Source organism: Reyranella sp. (assembly GCF_050185545.1).
Lineage (GTDB): Bacteria > Pseudomonadota > Alphaproteobacteria > Reyranellales > Reyranellaceae > Reyranella.
Map to the genome: position 1 here is coordinate 28663 of NZ_JBFWZI010000043.1, position 17852 is coordinate 46514.

The 17852-nt window shown below is 66.0% G+C and carries 15 protein-coding genes; all 15 read left to right on the forward strand.

Features of this window, described 5'->3' with window-relative positions; translation table 11 throughout:
• Positions 1-15 precede the first annotated feature (15 nt).
• The gene (asnB, locus tag AB7O82_RS14455; protein ID WP_428540553.1) at positions 16-1854 is read left to right on the forward strand and encodes an asparagine synthase (glutamine-hydrolyzing); all 1839 of its coding nucleotides are present in this window, start codon (positions 16-18) and stop codon (positions 1852-1854) included.
• A 7-nt stretch (positions 1855-1861) separates the two neighbouring features.
• Complete coding sequence (locus AB7O82_RS14460; RefSeq protein WP_428540556.1) at positions 1862-2968, forward strand: glycosyltransferase family 4 protein; 1107 nt, start codon at positions 1862-1864, stop codon at positions 2966-2968.
• Positions 2965-3810, forward strand: coding sequence for an ABC transporter permease (locus AB7O82_RS14465; RefSeq protein ID WP_428540559.1), 846 nt, complete (start codon positions 2965-2967; stop codon positions 3808-3810). Before AB7O82_RS14460 ends, AB7O82_RS14465 begins: the two co-directional genes overlap by 4 nt.
• A 2-nt stretch (positions 3811-3812) precedes the next feature.
• Positions 3813-5120: an ABC transporter ATP-binding protein gene (locus AB7O82_RS14470; protein ID WP_428540562.1), complete on the forward strand. Its 1308-nt coding sequence runs from the start codon at positions 3813-3815 to the stop codon at positions 5118-5120.
• 30 nt (positions 5121-5150) lie between these two features.
• Positions 5151-6380 carry a hypothetical protein gene (locus tag AB7O82_RS14475; protein ID WP_428540565.1) on the forward strand — a complete coding sequence of 410 codons (1230 nt, stop codon included), beginning with the start codon at positions 5151-5153 and terminating at the stop codon, positions 6378-6380.
• A 247-nt stretch (positions 6381-6627) separates the two neighbouring features.
• On the forward strand, positions 6628-7677 hold the full coding sequence (locus tag AB7O82_RS14480) for a glycosyltransferase (protein ID WP_428540568.1): 1050 nt from the start codon (positions 6628-6630) through the stop codon (positions 7675-7677).
• Complete coding sequence (locus AB7O82_RS14485; protein WP_428540571.1) at positions 7674-8972, forward strand: hypothetical protein; 1299 nt, start codon at positions 7674-7676, stop codon at positions 8970-8972. Before AB7O82_RS14480 ends, AB7O82_RS14485 begins: the two co-directional genes overlap by 4 nt.
• Positions 8973-9197: 225 nt before the next feature.
• A complete protein-coding gene (locus tag AB7O82_RS14490) occupies positions 9198-10376 on the forward strand; it encodes a glycosyltransferase family 4 protein (RefSeq protein ID WP_428540574.1) in 1179 nt (392 codons plus the stop codon).
• 35 nt (positions 10377-10411) lie between these two features.
• A complete protein-coding gene (locus tag AB7O82_RS14495) occupies positions 10412-11890 on the forward strand; it encodes a hypothetical protein (protein WP_428540577.1) in 1479 nt (492 codons plus the stop codon).
• Positions 11891-11921: 31 nt separating this feature from the next.
• Positions 11922-13106 (forward strand): glycosyltransferase, encoded by a 1185-nt coding sequence (locus tag AB7O82_RS14500; RefSeq protein WP_428540580.1) that lies wholly within the window; start codon positions 11922-11924, stop codon positions 13104-13106.
• 50 nt (positions 13107-13156) lie between these two features.
• On the forward strand, positions 13157-14245 hold the full coding sequence (locus tag AB7O82_RS14505; protein WP_428619647.1) for a glycosyltransferase: 1089 nt from the start codon (positions 13157-13159) through the stop codon (positions 14243-14245).
• 361 nt (positions 14246-14606) lie between these two features.
• Positions 14607-15311 carry a hypothetical protein gene (locus tag AB7O82_RS14510; protein ID WP_428540586.1) on the forward strand — a complete coding sequence of 235 codons (705 nt, stop codon included), beginning with the start codon at positions 14607-14609 and terminating at the stop codon, positions 15309-15311.
• Between the two features lie 166 nt (positions 15312-15477).
• Positions 15478-16734: an outer membrane beta-barrel protein gene (locus tag AB7O82_RS14515; protein ID WP_428540589.1), complete on the forward strand. Its 1257-nt coding sequence runs from the start codon at positions 15478-15480 to the stop codon at positions 16732-16734.
• A 7-nt stretch (positions 16735-16741) separates the two neighbouring features.
• On the forward strand, positions 16742-17359 hold the full coding sequence (locus tag AB7O82_RS14520) for a polysaccharide biosynthesis/export family protein (protein ID WP_428540592.1): 618 nt from the start codon (positions 16742-16744) through the stop codon (positions 17357-17359).
• A 203-nt stretch (positions 17360-17562) separates the two neighbouring features.
• A partial coding sequence (locus tag AB7O82_RS14525) for a hypothetical protein (protein WP_428619648.1) occupies positions 17563-17852 on the forward strand: 290 nt, incomplete at its 3' end.

The following is a 17852-nucleotide window of genomic DNA, read 5'->3' on the forward strand; positions in this document are numbered from 1 at the left end:
AGCCCTTCGTCGACTATGTGTGGAATAGCCGGCATCCACGCCTATCTGGGACCTGCCTCGCCGGTCGATCGTGCCGAGCTTGTGCGCATGAACGACCGCATGGTTGCGCGTGGACCGGACGGCAGCGGCCTGTGGCTGAACGATGACGGCCGCACGGGCTTTGCCCATCGCCGCCTCGCCATCATCGACCTGAGCGACAGCGGTGCCCAGCCGATGCACAGCGCCTGCGGTCGCTTCACCATTACCTTCAACGGCGAGATCTATAACTATCGCGAGCTGCGCACCGAGCTGCAGTCCAAGGGTTACGCCTTTCGCAGCGGCTCGGATACCGAGGTGATGCTGCAGCTCTACGCCGAGCATGGCGCTGAGATGGTCGGCAAGTTGCGCGGCATGTTCGCGTTCGGCCTGTGGGATGCCGAGAAGCGCATCCTGCTGCTGGCGCGCGATCCGCTCGGCATCAAGCCGCTGTACTGGGCCGACGACGGCTGGACACTGCGCTTCGCCTCGCAGGCCAAGGCGTTGCTGGCCGGCGGAAAGCTCGAGTGCGAGCCCGACCCGGCCGGCATCGTGGGTTTCCATTTGTTCGGCAGCGTACCGGAGCCCTTCACCGTATGGCGCGGTATCCACGCGCTGCCGGCCGGCACGACGCTGGCCGTCGATACGAGCGGGCCCGGCGCGCCGCGGCGCTACTACGATATCGCCTCGGCGCTCGCCGATCGGGCTGCGAAGGGCGAGGGCGGGACCGTCGATCCGCGCCGGCAGCTCGCCGAGGCCTTGCACGACTCGGTGCGCCATCATCTGGTGGCCGACGTGCCGGTCGCGGTCTTTCTTTCGGCCGGCCTCGACTCCGGCGCGTTGCTGGGGACGATGGCCGAGCTCGGCGCGCACGACGTGTCGGCCGTGACGCTGGGATTCAGCGAGTTCGATGGCCTGCCTCACGACGAGGTGCCGTTGGCCGCCGAGGTGGCAAAGCGCTATGGCGCACGCCACATCGTGCGGACCATCGATCGAGCGGAGTTCGAGCACGATCTGCCGGCCATCCTCGATGCCATGGACCTGCCGACGATCGACGGGATCAACACCTGGTTCGTCGCCAAGGCGGCGCACGAGGCGGGCATCAAGGTCGCCTTGAGCGGGCTGGGAGCCGACGAGTGCTTCGGCGGCTATCCATCGTTCTTCGACGTGCCGCGCAGCGTGCATTGGGTCCGGCCCTTCTCCTGGCTGCCCGGCCTCGGCGTGCTGGCCCGCCACGGCTTGACGACCGCGGTTGCCAGGGGTCTCGGCCTCCATCCCAAGATGGCCGGGATTCTCGAGTATGGCGGCAGTTGGGCGGGCGCCTACATGCTGCGCCGCAGCGTCTACATGCCCTGGGAGCTTGAAGACCTCCTCGAGCCGACCGTGCTGCGGGAGGGCTTGCGACGGCTGGCTCCCTTGAGCCGCATCGCCACCCAGCTGCAGGCAGGCCGGCCGCTCGGCGCCTTCGACAAGGTTGCGGCGCTCGAGACGGCGCTCTACATGCGCAATCAGTTGCTGCGCGATGCCGACTGGGCCGGCATGGCGCACGGCGTCGAGATCCGGGTACCGTATGTCGACCCATTTTTTCTCGCCAGCCTGCCGCCCGGCGATGTGCTGGCGCGTATCGACGCCAAGAAGGCGGTGGCCGCGGTGCCGGTTCCCCCGCTGCCCGGAACCATACTGAACAGGCCAAAGACCGGCTTCGCCACCCCGCTCGGGCGCTGGCTGCGCGCCGCGGCCGGAGCCTCTGCAGACCAAGGTGCCGACTTTTCGGTTGCATCACGGACCTGGGCCGTGCGCGTCTGGCAACACGGTTGGGCCGCGCCGGCGCCGGCATGAGATGGCAATGACGACCCGCATCCTGGCCCTGGTCACCGATGCCTACGGCATGCGGGGCGGCATTGCGCGCTACAATCGCGACCTGTTCGAGGCCTTGGTCAGCCATGGCGCGGAAGTCTTCGTCCTGCCCCGGCACGGCAGTGCCGAGGGCCTGTCATTGCCGGCCGGCATCCAGCAGTTTCCAGCCGTGCTCGATCGACTGAGATTCTGCCTGGCGTCGCTCGGCGTCATCTGGCGTTGCTGGCCGGTCGACGTGGTCTTCTGCGGGCATGTGTTCATGGCGCCGTTCGCGCGGCTGGTGGCTCGTCTGACAGGCGCGCGCTACTGGCTTCAGGCGCATGGCGCCGAGGTTTGGACCGACCGCCGCGACATGGTGCGCCGGGCGATCGAGGCGGCCGACATGGTGAGCACGGTAAGCCGGGCGACGCGACGATTGTTGCTCGACTGGGTCGATCTCGCACCCGACCGCGTACGGGTCCTGCCCAACACGGTCGACGATCGCTTCACGCCCGGTCCGCCGTCGGAGGCAACGCGAGCGCGACTGCAACTGGGATCGGGGCCAGTGCTGCTCACGGTTGGCCGCATCTCTTCGACCGAGCGCTACAAGGGCCATGAGCAGATCTTCGCTGCCTTGCCGATCCTGCGGCAGCGCTTCCCCGATCTCGTCCATGTCGTGGCAGGCGATGGCGACGATCGCGCCCGGCTGGAGCAGCGCGCCGCCGAGCTGGCCGGCGACCGGGATGCCGTGCGCTTCCTGGGTTATGTGCCCGACAACGATCTGCCGGATCTCTATCGCCTGGCCGATCTGTTCGTGATGCCAAGCTCGGACGAGGGCTTCGGCATCGTCTATCTGGAAGCGGCGGCGTGTGGCCTGCGCGTGGTCGGAGGGGCAGGAGGCGGCAGCAGGGATGCCATCCCCGATGGCCGAGTGGGTGTCGTCGTCGATCCCAACGACCAGGCCGCGCTTGTCGACGCAATCCAGCGGTTGCTCAGGCAGGGCAAGGTCGATCCCGCTGCCATCGAGCCCTACCGTCGACCGCACTTTGCCGCCGCCGCCGGTCGACTCCTGGCTCGCCTTCTGGCGCAGCCGCGTCGTATGAGGGGTGCAGCATGAGCACTTCCCAAGCCGACTCTGTCCGGCGGCTGGTCCTCGAGGCGGGTGGCGCCGACCGCCAGTACTGGCTGGACCTCTGGCGCTATCGCGAGCTGTTCTTCATCCTGGCCTGGCGCGACGTCGCGGTGCGCTACAAGCAGACGGTGATCGGCATCGCCTGGGCGTTCCTGCGACCGTTCCTCACCATGGTCGTGTTCACCGTGGTGTTCGGCCGGATCGCCAAGCTGCCGAGCGAGGCGGGGGCGCCCTATGCCGTCATGGTGTTCACCGGCCTGCTGCCGTGGACCCTGTTCTCATCGGTGCTGGGCGACGCCGCAGCCAGCGTCGTCGGCAACGGCCAGCTGGTCAGCAAGGTCTACTTTCCCCGCATGGTGATTCCGCTGGCGACCATGGTGGTCGCGCTGATCGACTTTCTCGTCAGCCTGGTGATTCTAGCCGGCCTGATGCTGTGGTACGCCGTAATTCCCGGCTGGCAGATCCTGCTGCTGCCGGGGTTCGTCGTGCTCACCCTGCTGGCAGCCCTTGGTCCGGCGATGTGGCTGGCAGCCATGATCGTGAAGTTCCGTGACTTCCGCTTCGTCGTACCCTTCGTCATCCAGGTCGGGCTGTACATTTCTCCAGTCGGCTTCTCGGCCACCCTTGTGCCGGATGACTGGAAGCTTCTCTACAATCTCAATCCGCTGGTCGGCGTCATCGACGGCTTCCGCTGGTGCATCCTGGGCGGGGACAGCCCGATCTACCTGCCGGGCTTCGCGCTCAGCCTGGTCGTCATCGGGGTCATGCTGTGGTGGGGCACGCGGAGCTTTCGCCGCACCGAGCGCAGCTTCGCCGACCTGATCTGATCATGCCGGATACCGTCATCCGCGCCGAAGGGCTGGGCAAACGATACCTGATCGGCCATCGCGTCCACCGCGAAGGCATCTTCGGCGAGGTCGTCATGCGCGGCGCCCGCAACATATGGCGCAAGGGCATCGACCTGCTGCGCGGGCAGAGCGTCATCGAAGGCGACGTCATCGAGGAATTCTGGGCTCTGCGGGACGTCAACTTCACCATCCGGCAGGGCGAGGTCATCGGCGTCATCGGCCACAACGGGGCCGGCAAGACGACGCTGCTGAAGATCCTGTCGCGCATCGTCGAGCCGACCGAGGGCCGGGTCGAGATCACCGGGCGCGTCGCGAGCCTGCTCGAGGTGGGCACCGGATTCCACCCCGAGCTCACGGGCCGGGAGAACATCTTCCTGAACGGCGCCATTCTCGGCATGAGCCAGCGCGAGGTGCGCGCGCGCATGGACGAGATCGTCGATTTCTCGGGGATCGAGAAGTTCCTCGATACACCGGTCAAGCGCTATTCGGTCGGCATGTACGCACGACTGGCTTTCGCCGTCGCTGCCCATCTCGAGACCGAAGTCCTGTTCGTCGACGAGGTTCTGGCGGTCGGTGATGCCGAGTTCCAGGCGCGCTGCCTGAACCGCATGTCCAAGGTCGCCAACGCCGGCCGCACCGTGCTGTTCGTCAGCCACAACATGGCAGCGGTGAGCGCGCTCACGCGCCGTGCGCTGGTGTTCCGCGGCGGGGTCCTGTCGTTCGATGGACCAATCCAGGATGCCGTCGCCCACTATGCCGAGTCCCTGAGCCGCATGAGCGTCGAGCGAGACTGGGGCCGGGGCACCAACGCGACCTTGCTCGAGGCATCGCTTCTGAACGAGGACGGCCATCCGACCGACCGCTACGAGCCGGGTGCGCCGCTCAGGCTTCGCGTTGTCATCGAGACCACCGGCATGCCCGGCATGTCGCTGGATGTCGTGCTGCGCGACGAGCACAATCTGCCGATCGCCTACTACTCCTCGAGCATCTTCAGCGCCATCTCGTTGCCGAGCGCGGCCGGCCGCTACGGCTGCACGCTCACGCTGGCGCCGTACTTCCTGGCATCGGGTCAGTACTGCTTCGACCTGATGACCAACTACAACAAATACCATGGCGATCATCGCGTCGATAACGCGGTTCGGTTCACCGTCGAGCTTTGCAGCCCCGATGGCATACCTTTCGACTTCAGCCAGAGCCTGGGTCAGGGTACGCACGCGATGCGGCTGAGCGGCCCCTTGCAGTTCGAGCCTGTGCCGGAGCCGGCCGGCGGCGAGAAGCGGCGAGGCTGATCGGTGCCCGAGCCGCGGAGGGTATGCATCGTGAGCCCTGGCAATCTCGCGTCGAACCCGCGGCTCTTGAAGGAGGCGGACGCACTCCATTCGGCAGGTTACGACGTGACCACCGTCCTGTCCGATTTCTCCGAATCCGTCCGGGCATTCGACGACGAACTCGTGGCAAGCGCGCCGTGGCGGGTGATCCGCATTGCCCGCCGGCGCGCCCTGAACCTGCGGTCTGCTGCGAGCGCCTTGGTCGCGCGGACCATGGGGGAAAGGGTCCCGCTGAGCCTGGCCTGTCGCGCGGCGGGCGGCGCACCGGTCGGCGCCATGATCCGCGCCGTCCGGGCGATCGAGGCCGACCTGTACATCGCTCACTATGTCGCGGCTCTGCCGGCGGCAGCTAAGGCCGCGCGCCGGCATGGGGCACTGCTCGGTTTCGATGCCGAGGACTTTCATTCCGGCGAGGGCACCGGTAGGGCCGGCGATGACTTTCGCATGAGGATGGTGGCAGCCGTCGAGCGGTCGACCCTGCCGGGTTGCGACTACAGCACGGCGGCGTCGCCGTCGATTGGTCGCGCCTATGCCGAACGCTATGGCATCACCCCCACCACGATCCTGAACGTCTTCCCGCTCGCCATGGCGCCGCAGCAGCCCAGGCCACGCGAGCGGTCGCCAGTCAGGATCAAGGCCTACTGGTTCTCGCAAACGATCGGCCTCGATCGCGGCCTCCAGGCCTTCGTTCGGGCAATGGCTCTCGCCAGGTGCCACGTCACGCTGGACCTCCGCGGCAGCAACCGATGGGGTCACGGCGATACGCTGATGAGGCTGGCTGGCGACCTCGGCATCGCTGACCGGGTGAGGCTGCTGCCGCTGGCCTCTCCCGGGGAGATGGTGAGGCTCGCGGCCGACTACGACCTGGGCCTGTCGCTGGAGACCGATGTCAGCGAAAGCCGCCGATTGTGCCTCACCAACAAGATCTTCATCTACCTGCTTGCCGGCATCCCGATGATGCTGAGCGACACGCCGGCGCAGCGCGCCCTGGCCGTCGATCTCGGCCGGGCGGCTGCCGTCGTCCCGTTGGCCGAGCCGGCGGCCATGGCGTCGGCTCTCGACCAATTGTGCGGGACGGAAGGTGCGCTCGAGGAAGCAATGGCGACGGCGTGGCGGCTCGGCCGCGAGCGTTACAACTGGGAAGTCGAGCAGCGATTGCTGCTGGCTGCGGTCGCCAATGCGTTCGAGGGCGCGAGCGCAGGTCCGGCATGGCGCCATTGATCGCGAACCGGCACCCTTGCATCGGCACAGCTATCGCATATGCCATTCTCCTCCGTCATCCCGAGCGGAGCCGCCCGAAGGGCGGCGCAGTCGAGGGACCTTTCTCCTCGACGTCGCAAAAGGAAAGGTCCCTCTACTACGCCTCCCTTCGACTACGCTCAGGGCAGGCGCTGCGCTCGGCGTCGGTCGGGATGACGGTGTTTTCTATCAAATGCGATAGCCCCGCTTGCATCGAAGGCGCGCGCTGATGCGGCTCCTGTTCACCGTCGATCCCGAGATCGAGGTGCCGCCGAAAACCTACGGTGGCATCGAGCGCATCGTCGATGCGTTGGTGCGTCACCTGCAGGCCGCCGGACACGAGCTCGCCCTGGTCGCCAGGCCCGGCTCGGAATGTCCGGCAAACAGGTTCTTCCCGTGGCCCGGGCTGATCTCCCAGTCGACGCCCGACACGGTGATGAACACTTGGACGCTGTCGAAGGCAGTGAGGAGCTTCCGGCCGCACGTCATCCACAGCTTCGCGCGTCTCGCCTATCTCACGCCGCACCTGCGCGGGCGGATCCCGATCATCATGACCTACCAGCGCTATCCGACGATGCGCACGATTCGCATGGCGCTGCGGCTGGCCAAGCCGGGGGTGGTGACGTTCACCGGCTGCAGCGAGTACATTGCCCGCCGCGGCCGGCCGGCTGGCGGCGAGTGGTACGGCATCCCCAATTTCACCGACACCGACGCCCTGCAGTTCAATGCCGGCGTACCCGCCGATGCGCCACTGGTGTTCCTGAGCCGTGTCGAGACGATCAAGGGGGCGGATTGGGCGATCGAGATGGCGCGCCGCACCGGGCGGCGCCTGATCATCGCGGGCAATCACGCCACCAGCGGGGAGGAGGGCGCCTATTGGACCGACCGGATCCTGCCCTGCATCGGCCGCGACGGCATCGAGTATGTCGGGCCGGTCGACGACGTGCAGAAGAATGCGTTGCTGCGCCAGGCGCTGGCGATGGTTGTGCCGATCCAATGGGATGAGCCGTTCGGCATTGTCTTCGCCGAGTCGCTCGCCTGCGGCACGCCGATCATTTCCTGTCCGCGCGGCGCCCTGCCGGAGATCGTTCGTCCCGGCATCGACGGCTTCCTGGTGAAGTCGATCGAGGAAGGATGCGCGGCAGTCGAACGCGTCGCCACGCTCGACCGGGCGGCCTGCCGACGCCGCGCCGAGGAGTGCTTCTCGCCACGCGCCGTGGTGGCGCAGTACCTCGACCTGTACGAGCGGGTCCGTACCCGCCTGGGGACAGCAGGATGAAACGCATCGCCTTGGTGACGGGGCACTTTCCTCCCAGCAATCTGGTCGGCGGCCAGCGCGCGCGTTTGTGGTCGCAGTATCTGCCCGAGTTCGGCTGGGAGCCGATCATCGTTACCGGCGATCCGGCGATGTACGAGGAACGGCCGGACCCCGACCTCGCGCTGCTGGTGCCGAAGGGCCTGCGGGTGATCCATGCCCCGACCTATTCCAACAAGCCGATCCGGCTTGTGGGCGATATCGGCGTGCGGGCCTTCATGGGCACCTATCGCGTGCTCGCGGACCTCGCCCGCTCGGGCCAGATCGACTTCGTTATCATCACGATCCCGTCGAACTTCCTGGCGTGCGTCGGGCGGCTCATTCATCGCCGCTTCGGCATCCCCTTCGGCATCGACTACATCGATCCCTGGGTGCATCGCTGGCCCGGTGTCGAGAAGGTGTTCAGCCGGGCGTGGGGCGCCCATCATCTTGGGAATGTGCTCGAGCCGTGGGCGGTGCAGGGCATCTCGCTGGTGACCGGCATGTCGCTGGGCTACGTGCAGGGCATGCTCGATCGCAATCCGGAGGTCGCCAGGACGGCCGTGGTGGCGGCCATGCCGATGGGCGGTTCGCCGGAGGAGTTCGAGATCGTGCGCGGCCTCCACCGGCCGCCCTTCCTGTTCAAGCAGGGTGACGGGCGGATCAACCTGATCTATGCCGGCGCCTTGCTGCCACGCGGCTTGACCGTGCTCGACACGTTTCTGTCGGGCCTCGGCGTGCTGCGCGACAAGGCGCCCCGCCTCGCCGAGCGGATCTGCGCGCATTTCGTCGGCACCGGAACGGCGCCCGACGACCCCAGGGGCCACCAGGTCCTGCCGCGCGCCGAGCGTCTCGGAGTCGCACAGATGATCAACGAGCATCCACATCGCATCGGCTATGTCGACGCGCTCAATCACCTGATCAACAGCGACGGCATCCTGGTGCTCGGCTCGACCGAGCCACACTACACGCCATCCAAGGTGTTCCAGGGGATCCTGTCGCGTCGACCGATCTTCGGCATGCTGCACGAGGCCAGCACCGCGGTGGACATGGTGCGGCGGGCACGCGCCGGAACGGTGCTGACCGTCACCGAGACGCAATTGCCGACAGCCGCGGCGACGGCCGAAGGACTGCGATCGTTGCTCGAGGACAACACGTACGATCCGGGCTCCGTAGACTGGAGCGCCTTCCAATCCTACACCGCTCGCGAATCGACGCGGTCGATGGTGGATGCGCTGGAGCGGGCCTATGCGCAAAGCAGGGTCGCCAGGGCCGCGTGACGGGCCAACCGTGATATGGCCGCCTGACAGGGCATTCGCACATGGAAAAATTCCCGTCATCCCGACCGGAGCCGCGCGTGGCGCGGCGTAGTGGAGGGACCTTTCTTGTTGCAACTTCAGCGAGAAGGGTCCCTCGACTGCGCCGCCCTTCAGGCGGCTTCGCTCGGGATGACGGAATCTTTGTCCATATGCGAATGCCTAGGCCGCCTGACAGGGCCGCGTGACATGGCGGTCCCCCGCATCGGCTTCCTGCTGAGCCATCCGATCCAGTACTACACGCCGATTTTCCGCGCGCTGGCCAACCGCTGCGACCTGCAGGTCTTCTTCGCTCACAGGCAATCGGCAGCCGGTCAGGCTGATGCCGGTTTCGGCGTGGCGTTCGAGTGGGACATCGATCTTCTGAGTGGCTACGAGAGCAAGTTCCTGCAGAACGTCGCGCGGCATCCTTCGACCGACCGCTTCAATGGGTGCGACACGCCGGGCATCGGCCGCGAGATCGCCGAGGGCCGGTTCGACGCTCTTGTCGTGCCGGGCTGGGCCTTGCGCACCTATTGGCAGGGCGTCCTGGCGGGGCGGAAGGCCGGTGTGACGGTGCTGGTCCGCGGCGACTCCCAGCTTGGCGGTCATCAAAGAGCCTGGGTAAGGTTGGCGAAGCGGCTGGTCTTTGCCCAGGTGCTGCGTCGCTTCGACGGGTTCCTCTATGTCGGTCAGAGGAACCGCGAGTACCTGTTGCACTATGGCGTGCCGGCAAGACGCCTGTTCTTCTCGCCACACTGCATCGACAACGCGCTGTTCGGTTCTGCGGCCGAGGCGGCGCGCCGGGACCGATTGGCTGATGAAGCAGCAAAGCGGCGCGTTCCAAGAATCCTGTTCGTCGGCAAGCTGATGGCGCGCAAGCGGCCGGTCGATGTCCTCCGTGCCGCCGACATGGTGAGCCGCCGGATCGGCGCCGTGGAGGTGGTCTTCGCCGGATCGGGAGAACTCGAGCCGGAGCTCCGGCGGGTCGCGGCGGAAACGAAGGTCCCGACCACTTTCCTCGGCTTCGTCAACCAGAGCCGGCTGCCGGCCGTTTACGGCTCGGCCGACGTCATCGTGCTGCCGTCCAACTCGTCGGAGACCTGGGGGTTGGTCATCAACGAGGCGATGGCCTGCGGCGTGCCTGCCGTGGTGTCGGAAGCGATCGGCTGTGCCCCCGACCTTGTCGAGAACGGCGTCACGGGCGCCACCTTTGCCGATGGCGACCTTACCGGCTGCGCACGGGCCATCGAAAGCGTTCTGGCCCTCGATGGCGCGGCGACACGGCGTCATCTGGCCGAGCGCATGGCAACCTACTCGCCGGCGCGCGCGGCCGATGGCATTGTCGAGGCGGCGTTGGCACTTGCCGCCCGGGCGCGGGCAGAGTAGGTGCCGTCCATGCGAGGCTCGGCCGGCGTCAGCAGATGTCCACGATAACGTTGACCAGGACCCCTGGTGTCACGCGACTGGACTACGACCTGCTGCGTCGCGTTGCGCTGATCTTCGGCATCCTGAACCTGCTGTTCACGCCGCTCATGGTGGATCCGCTGGCCTACGCCGGGGGCGCGTGGACGCCGTGGCTGCTGCTGCGGATCATCGGAACGCCGACAATGCCTGCGGCCGCTGCCTATCTGTTCCTCTGGCAGTGGATGCAGGTCTTCGCGCGCATTCTGCAGGCGCAGATCGATGGCGAGCCGCTCGGCGCCGGCATCCACGGGATGAATGTGACTCGGGCCTACTGGTACATGCTGGCGAGCCTGGTGGTGATGGCCGTCGCCTTTCGCGTGACGTTAAGCGGGCTGCGGCCGGCCAGCTATGCCGAAGCCGTCGCGCATGTGAAGTGGCGGCCACCCGACCTGATCATCGTCTATATCGGGGCGATCGCGGTCAGCCTGGTATTCGCCTTTGCCGGCAGGCTCGTACCGTCGCTGTTCCAGGCGGTGGATGTCGCATCGCGTCTCAAGGTCGTGGCCCTGTTCGTGCTCTGCACCTACACGTTGAGCACCGGCCAGGGCATGAAGTTCATGCTGGGGGCGGTGTTCTTCGAAATTCTGGTCGGTTTCACCGGCTTCTTCTCGGATTTTCGCGGCGTGTTCATCTACGTCGCGGTAGCTGCGATCGCTTCGCGCATCCGGTGGACGACGATGTCCAGCATAGCCGCGGTTGTCTGGGTGTCGCTGCTTCTCGTGTTGGCGCTGTTCTGGACGGCGATCAAGCACGATTACCGCATCTATGCCAGCCAGTCCGACGAATCGCAGGAAATCAAGGTCCCTCTCACCGAACGCATGGCCTATCTGGGCGACAAGCTGACGTCGGCCGACGGCATCAACTGGAGCGACGCGGCCTACACGCTGCTCGTTCGACTGGCTTACGTAGACATCTTCGGCGCGGTGATCGGCGTGCAGGAGACTTCGCCTGAATCCGAGCCCTATCGGCAGTGGGGCGAGGCGCTGGGTCACGTCTTCCAGCCGCGCTTCCTGTTCCCGGAGAAGCCGCAGCTCCTGGACTCGGACGTCTACATGCGGCTGGCGCGTGGCGACCCGGCCGAGCACGCCCGCACGGGCACGTCGATCAGCGTCGGCTACATGGGAGAAAATTTCGCCGACTTCGGCTTTCCCGGCATGCTGTTCGGCATCGCGTTCCTGGGCGTGATGCTCGGCCTGGTCACGCGCCTCTTCATGGCCTCGCACCTGCCGCTGATGGTGCGTGAGGGCATCGTCATGGGGTTCGTCTTCAGCATGGCCCGCGACGGCGTGGAGGTCTCGTTGCCCAAGGTTCTGGGCGGCATGTTCATGTTCTTCCTGGTGTTCAGCCTGATCGCCAGATTCGGGTTCCCGATCGTGGTCCGATGGCTCGACACGCGCGCCGCCGAAGCACGCGCCAGGGCCTCTTCCCCGTCATGATCCGGCACGTACGGCACTGAGAGGCCGGCTGTTGCGGCTGCTCCACGTCGTTCCCACCTACCTGCCGGCGGTACGCTATGGCGGGCCGATCCGGACGGTCCATGCGCTGTGCCGAGGGTTGGCAGGCGAAGGGCACGACGTTCACGTCTATACGACCAGCGTCGATGGTCCAGCCGACAGCGATGTGCCGCTGCTTGAGCCGGTCGATCTCGACGGCGTGAAGGTCACCTATTTCCCGAGCCGTATTCTCCGACGGCTCTATTGGTCGCCCTCCATGGGGCGGGCGCTCGCGGCCAAGGTGGCCCGGTTCGATCTCGTGCATCTGCACGCGATCTACCTGTGGCCGATCTGGGCAGGCGCGCGGGCGGCGCGTCGACACGGGATACCCTATGTCATGTCGCCCCGCGGCATGCTGGTTCCGGAGCTGATCCGGCGAAAGAATCGCTGGGTGAAGATGGCCTGGATCGAACTGATCGAGCGCGGCAACCTCGAGCGGGCGGCCGCCATTCACGTCACCTCATCGGCGGAGGCCGAGCATATTGCGACCTTTGGCTGGCGCTTGCCTCCGCTCGCCATGATCCCGCATGGCGTCGACGATCCGCCGGAGCTTTCAGCGTCAGCGCCTGCCGCCGACATCGCCGGGGCAATTGCCGGCGGACCCATCGTTCTGGCCCTCGGCCGGATCAGCTGGGAGAAGGGGTTGGACCGGCTCGTTGCGGCGCTGCCCGGGGTGCCGGGCACGCGAGTGGTTCTGGCGGGTGGTGACGCCGACGGTCAGGCCGCCCGGCTTGCCGCCCAGGCACGCGAGCTTGGCGTGGGGGATCGCGTCACCATCATCCCGCGGCATGTCGATGGCGTCGACAAGGAGGCGCTGTTCGCGGCCGCCCAGATTTTCGCGATGACCTCGCTGTCGGAGAATTTCGGCGTGGCTGCCTTCGAGGCCCTGCGCCGCGGCGTGCCTGTCCTGGCGACGTCGGGGGTCGGGATGGCAGAGGTCGTGCGCGAGACCGGCGCCGGGCGGGTGGTCGAGGGGGCGCCGGCGGCAATCGCTGGCGGGCTCGCGGAGTTGATGGCGGACCGGCAACGCTGTCGGGAGATGGGCGAGGTCGGACGCGCGCGCGTCATCCAGTCCTACAGCTGGCCGGGGATAGCCCGGCGCATGGCGGCGCTCTACGGGTCTCTGCTCGAGCGGAAGGTGGCTGCGGCGGCCGCATGATGGACTTGCTGGCCAAGAGCCCCTTCGATCTCGCGAAGGAACCCAAGGTCGTGATCCTCGCCGACTGGCTGCCGCCCGATTTCGGCGCAGTCGGCCAATACATGCAGATGCGTGCCCGGGCGCTCGCCGAGCAAGGCCATGATGTGACGCTGATCGGCCTTTCGTCGACAGGCCGCGAGACCCGTAGCGAGACGAGAGGGAAGGGAAGGCTGACCGAGCAGCGCCTGATGGCGTCGCCGGTGCCGCGAACCTCGTTGCTGCGGCGCTTGCTGTGGACTATCTGGACCAACTTGCGGCTCGTCGCGGCCAGCTTCCGGAGCTTGCGGACGGCCGACGCCATTCTCTTTACAGGCTCGCCGCCGTTCCTGATCCACGTGCTGGCACCGTTGCGCTTCCTGTGGCGGGGCAGGCTGGTCTATCGGATCACCGATTTCCATCCCGAGTGCCTGATCGCCGCGCGCGACCGGCCATCCTGGGCGCTCCGACTGCTGCTGTCGGTGACGAATTTCTGGCGCCGACGGATCGATGCCTTCGAGGTGCTGGGCATCGACCAGCGGCGCCGGCTGCGGCAGACTGGCGTGCCGGAGGCGCGCATGACCCTCGTGCGCGATGGTTCACCGGTGGTATTCGCGGGGCACGAGCAGGCCGAACCGCTTCCGCAGCCCCTCGCGGGCACCGTCGTGCTGCTCTACTCGGGAAACTACGGGGTGGCGCATGAGGTCGAGACCGTGGTCGAGGGCTACGAGCGGCATCATCGACTGGGATCGGGTCGGGTCCATTTGTGGCTCAGCGCCACGGGAGGCGGTGCGGACGAGGTCGCGGCGCGGCTCGGCCGGCGAGGACTGCCCTTTCACAGGTCGGCCCCGGTGGCTCTCGAGCGCTTGGCGGGGCTTCTACTGACTCCCGATGCCCACCTCGTGACCCTGAAGGACGCTTTCGTTGGCTTTGTTATGCCGTCGAAGATCTATGCCTGTGTCGATTCTGGACGTCCGATCCTGTTCGTCGGCAGTGCCGATTCGGACGTGGACCTGATCGCCCGAAGCGGCCGCCGAGACTATTGGCACGTCATGTGCGGAGATGTCGCAGGTTTTGCAGCGGCCCTCGAAGGAATTGCGGAGGCCGCGCGGCCGCGCTCATAGACGTCGCGTTCTCGGCGACCGGCCTCTCCCCAGGGGAAGTGGTTGGCTCGGACGGCAGAACTGCGTCCCAATCTTGTCTCAATTATTGCGTTGCTTCTGCAGTTTCAATCGCTATAGTGCCTTTGTGGGAAGGCTGGACGAGCGCGATGGAGCGGCGGTGGGATGCCGGCTTCATTGGGATAGCCGAACCGTCGCGGTGATCGAAGTGTCCGACTCGAGATCGAAGTCTTGGCATGGTCGGACGGATTCGATACCTTGTATGGTAGGTTAGGCGAGGTATCGGCCAGACCGCCTGAGCGGAACTTGGTCGCGAGGACGATGTGATCTGGACCGTGTCGCGGCAGTCACGATGGTGGGGCTGATGGTCAACATTTCGCTGCTCTTGCAAGGGACCCTCCTGACCTTCGTCAGCGCCGTCGCCTCGACTCTCATTTGGGTCGGCATTACCGATGCCCAGTCCCGGCCGACATCGACGGCCGGTCAGACGGAGAGTGGCCAGCAACTCGCTCAAAGCAATTCACAGGTTCAGGGGTCGGGGCCCCTGCAGTCGTCCGGCCCTCTGCAGGACGCTGGCCCGCTGCAAGGCGCTGGTCCCCTCCAGGACGCCGGACCTCTGCAGGGCGCCGGGCCGCTCCAGGGGGCGGGACCGCTCCAGGGAGCCATTCCGCTGCAGAACGTCCTGCCGCTGCCGCCTTCCTCAGACACCTTGAGCGATTCGGTGCCCCCCTCGATGCTCACCGAGGTGCCGAACATCCCGCTGATTCCGACCGAACTGACGTCGACACAGATCGTCGCGTTGAGCAGCGGCGATACCGGCGTGTTGAACCAGCTGATCGGACAATTGCTGGGCGGAAACGTCAACTCGACCGTCATCCAGCAGATCATCAATGTCGTGACGGCGGGTCCGGCTGCGCCGGGTTCGTCACCGATTCTCGTTGCCGTTGCGCCGAGCGGCGGGACCGCGCCGGCCTCGACTACGAATACCGGTACACCGTCGTCCACGCCGGTCACTTCGCCGCTGCCACCGACGGTTCTGCCGCCGACCACGTATGTCAGCAACCAGTAGCGAATGCGGGTTGAGGCGGAATTTCTACCAGCCCGCCCTCGCGCCGCTGGTTGGATGGTCTGCCAGTCCCTCGATGATTAGAGCGGCACGCTCGCGCCTCGCGTGGTCGCCGGTTCTGGGTTGGGTGTTGCTCTCCTGTGCTGCGCCGGGAGCGCAGGCTCAGATCGTGACCGATGCGCCTGCGATCCAGACGATCGACGAGCAGACCCCGATCGTGGATCTGCTGAACCTGCCGGGCTCGCCGGTGGGGGCCCTTGGGGAGAGATCACCTTCCGAGCTCGGCATGTCGCTCGGCGCTTTTACCCTGTACCCTCAGGTCGATCTGCTTGGCGGCTTTGATGATAACGTTTTCGCCACGCCGGCTCCGACGACCGGGTCGCCGTTCACTGTCATTCGCCCGCAGCTCGAGCTGCGCTCGGAATGGCTCAACCACTATGTGCGGCTGCTGGCCGGCGGTGGTTTCGGATTCTACTCGGCGGCGCCGACCCAGAACTTTCAGAACTACAATATCCGGCTCGACGGACGGCTCGACATCCGCAACGATTTCTACCTGACTGGCCTCGTCGCCTTTCAGCGCGCCACCGAGGCGCTGGGAACGCCCAACGTTACGTTCTCCCAGGCGCCCACCGTCGCCGACTCTCTCGCCGCGGAGCTGTCGCTCTATCAGAAGTTCAACCGGTTCTTCTACCAGCTGACCGCGACGGCGACGAAGTACTGGTACTACGAATACAGCAACATTTCCTCGCTAGGCCTGCCCGCCCAGAGCCGTAACCGCACCGAGTACGAAGAGCGGGTTCGCCTGGGCTACGAAGTCTCCGAGGGTATTTCCGTCTGGCTCCAGCCCGGCCTCAATCAGCGCTACTATGAGAATCCGACCAATATTGCCGGACAGCAGCGCGACTCCACAGGCTGGTTCACGAACCTGGGCGCAACGGCCGTCCTGAGTCCGAAGACCCAGCTCGAAGGCTTTGTCGGCTATCAGGCGCTGACCTATCCGGCGGACGGTACGACGACCAGCGCAATGACCTTCGGCCTGAGGGGCGTCTGGAACGGCTACGAGCCCCTGACACTGCGTCCGGCGATCATGCGAAGCATCAACGAGTCGGCGCTGATCAACTATCAGAACTACATCTCGACCACGGTAGGCGTCGATTTCACCTATCAGATCAATGGTCCATGGCAGGCCGTCGGCGGCGTCGCCTACAACATCGCCGAGTACACGCCGGCATTCGGTGTCGCCAACGTCAATCCGCGAACGGACTATTTCCTAAAGGGGTCGATCGGCCTGCTGTACTCCATCCGCCCCCAAATCCAGATCGGGCCACTGTACGAGTATGCATCGGGCTGGTCGACGGACGTCGCGGCTGGCGGCCCGACCTACACCCGCAACATATTCTCCATACGCCTGGTGGCGAGGAACTGACGGCGACATGAGCAGCACCGGCATCCTCACTATATTTCGAAAGGCGATCGGGAGCCTGTTATCGATCGGTCTTGGCCTCGGGTTGGCGGGCTGCGATCCGCAACCTCCGATGACGACCCAGACCGTCCAGCAGCCCTCGCAAATGACCCAGACCATCAGGATGGGGGAATATCGGGTCGCGCCGGGAGACAAGCTGCGTGTCGTGGTGCTCTCCGATACGGAATTGTCGGGCGAGTACGAGGTCGATTCGGTGGGCGCGATCTCCCCCCGTCTGGCTGGCCGAACCCAGGTGGTCGGCATGACCACACCCGAGATCGAGGACACGCTCCGTAACCGATACAAGGCCGACGGCGTCCTGCTGACGCCCCGCCTCAGCGTCGAATTGATGACGCGGCGGCCATTTTACGTGGTGGGCGAGGTGGTTCGGCCGGGCGCCTTTGCTTTCGTGTCGGGGATCAACGTTGTCCAGGCCGTCGCCATCGCCGGTGGCTACACGCGGCGTGCGTCAAAAACGAGAATGACAATTCAGCGATTCAATACGACCATGGGATCGGAGGAAACTGTGACTGAGGACAGTCCAGTCGGGCCAGGAGACATCATCCGGGTACCCGAAAGGTGGTTTTAAGGATTGTTTGGTAGGTTCGTTCGATAGCGTAACCTCGGCAGGCGGTGTGGGACTGCCTGTTCGGAAGTTGCGGCACGTCAAGGTCGGCCCTGGGAAGCCGGCTGGACTTGTCGCTGTAGGGTAGTCGATGTCTCGGGCGTGGGGTTGGGATGAGATCGTTTTCAAGGGCTGACCAGACCGTGGACGAGCCAATGCTGAGCCGAATGGTGCAGGTTGCCGATGGTGGCAGTCTGGCGCCTGCGCCGGTGGCGGTACGCGCCAACGACACGTCCGCCGAGCTGTGGTCGTGGCTGCACCTGCTCAATCGTCGCAAGGCAATGATCATCGGCTGCGGCCTGATCGCTGTCGTGCTCATGGCTGTGATCATTGCCCAGCAGACGCCGCTCTATAAGGCTTCGGCCCGGATCATGCTGGATACGCGCACCTTCAAGGTGGTCAGCACCGAGGCTGCCCTGTCGGGCGTCGACACGCTCAACATGGGTGCGATCCAGAG

Coding starts and splice junctions, on each gene's coding strand:
- AB7O82_RS14460 (WP_428540556.1), top strand. CDS start 1,862: ATGACGACCCGCATCCTGGCCCTGGTCACCGATGCCTACGGCATGCGG.
- AB7O82_RS14470 (WP_428540562.1), top strand. CDS start 3,813: ATGCCGGATACCGTCATCCGCGCCGAAGGGCTGGGCAAACGATACCTG.
- AB7O82_RS14485 (WP_428540571.1), top strand. CDS start 7,674: ATGAAACGCATCGCCTTGGTGACGGGGCACTTTCCTCCCAGCAATCTG.
- AB7O82_RS14480 (WP_428540568.1), top strand. CDS start 6,628: ATGCGGCTCCTGTTCACCGTCGATCCCGAGATCGAGGTGCCGCCGAAA.
- AB7O82_RS14465 (WP_428540559.1), top strand. CDS start 2,965: ATGAGCACTTCCCAAGCCGACTCTGTCCGGCGGCTGGTCCTCGAGGCG.
- AB7O82_RS14490 (WP_428540574.1), top strand. CDS start 9,198: ATGGCGGTCCCCCGCATCGGCTTCCTGCTGAGCCATCCGATCCAGTAC.
- AB7O82_RS14520 (WP_428540592.1), top strand. CDS start 16,742: ATGAGCAGCACCGGCATCCTCACTATATTTCGAAAGGCGATCGGGAGC.
- AB7O82_RS14495 (WP_428540577.1), top strand. CDS start 10,412: ATGTCCACGATAACGTTGACCAGGACCCCTGGTGTCACGCGACTGGAC.
- asnB (WP_428540553.1), top strand. CDS start 16: ATGTGTGGAATAGCCGGCATCCACGCCTATCTGGGACCTGCCTCGCCG.
- AB7O82_RS14510 (WP_428540586.1), top strand. CDS start 14,607: ATGGTCAACATTTCGCTGCTCTTGCAAGGGACCCTCCTGACCTTCGTC.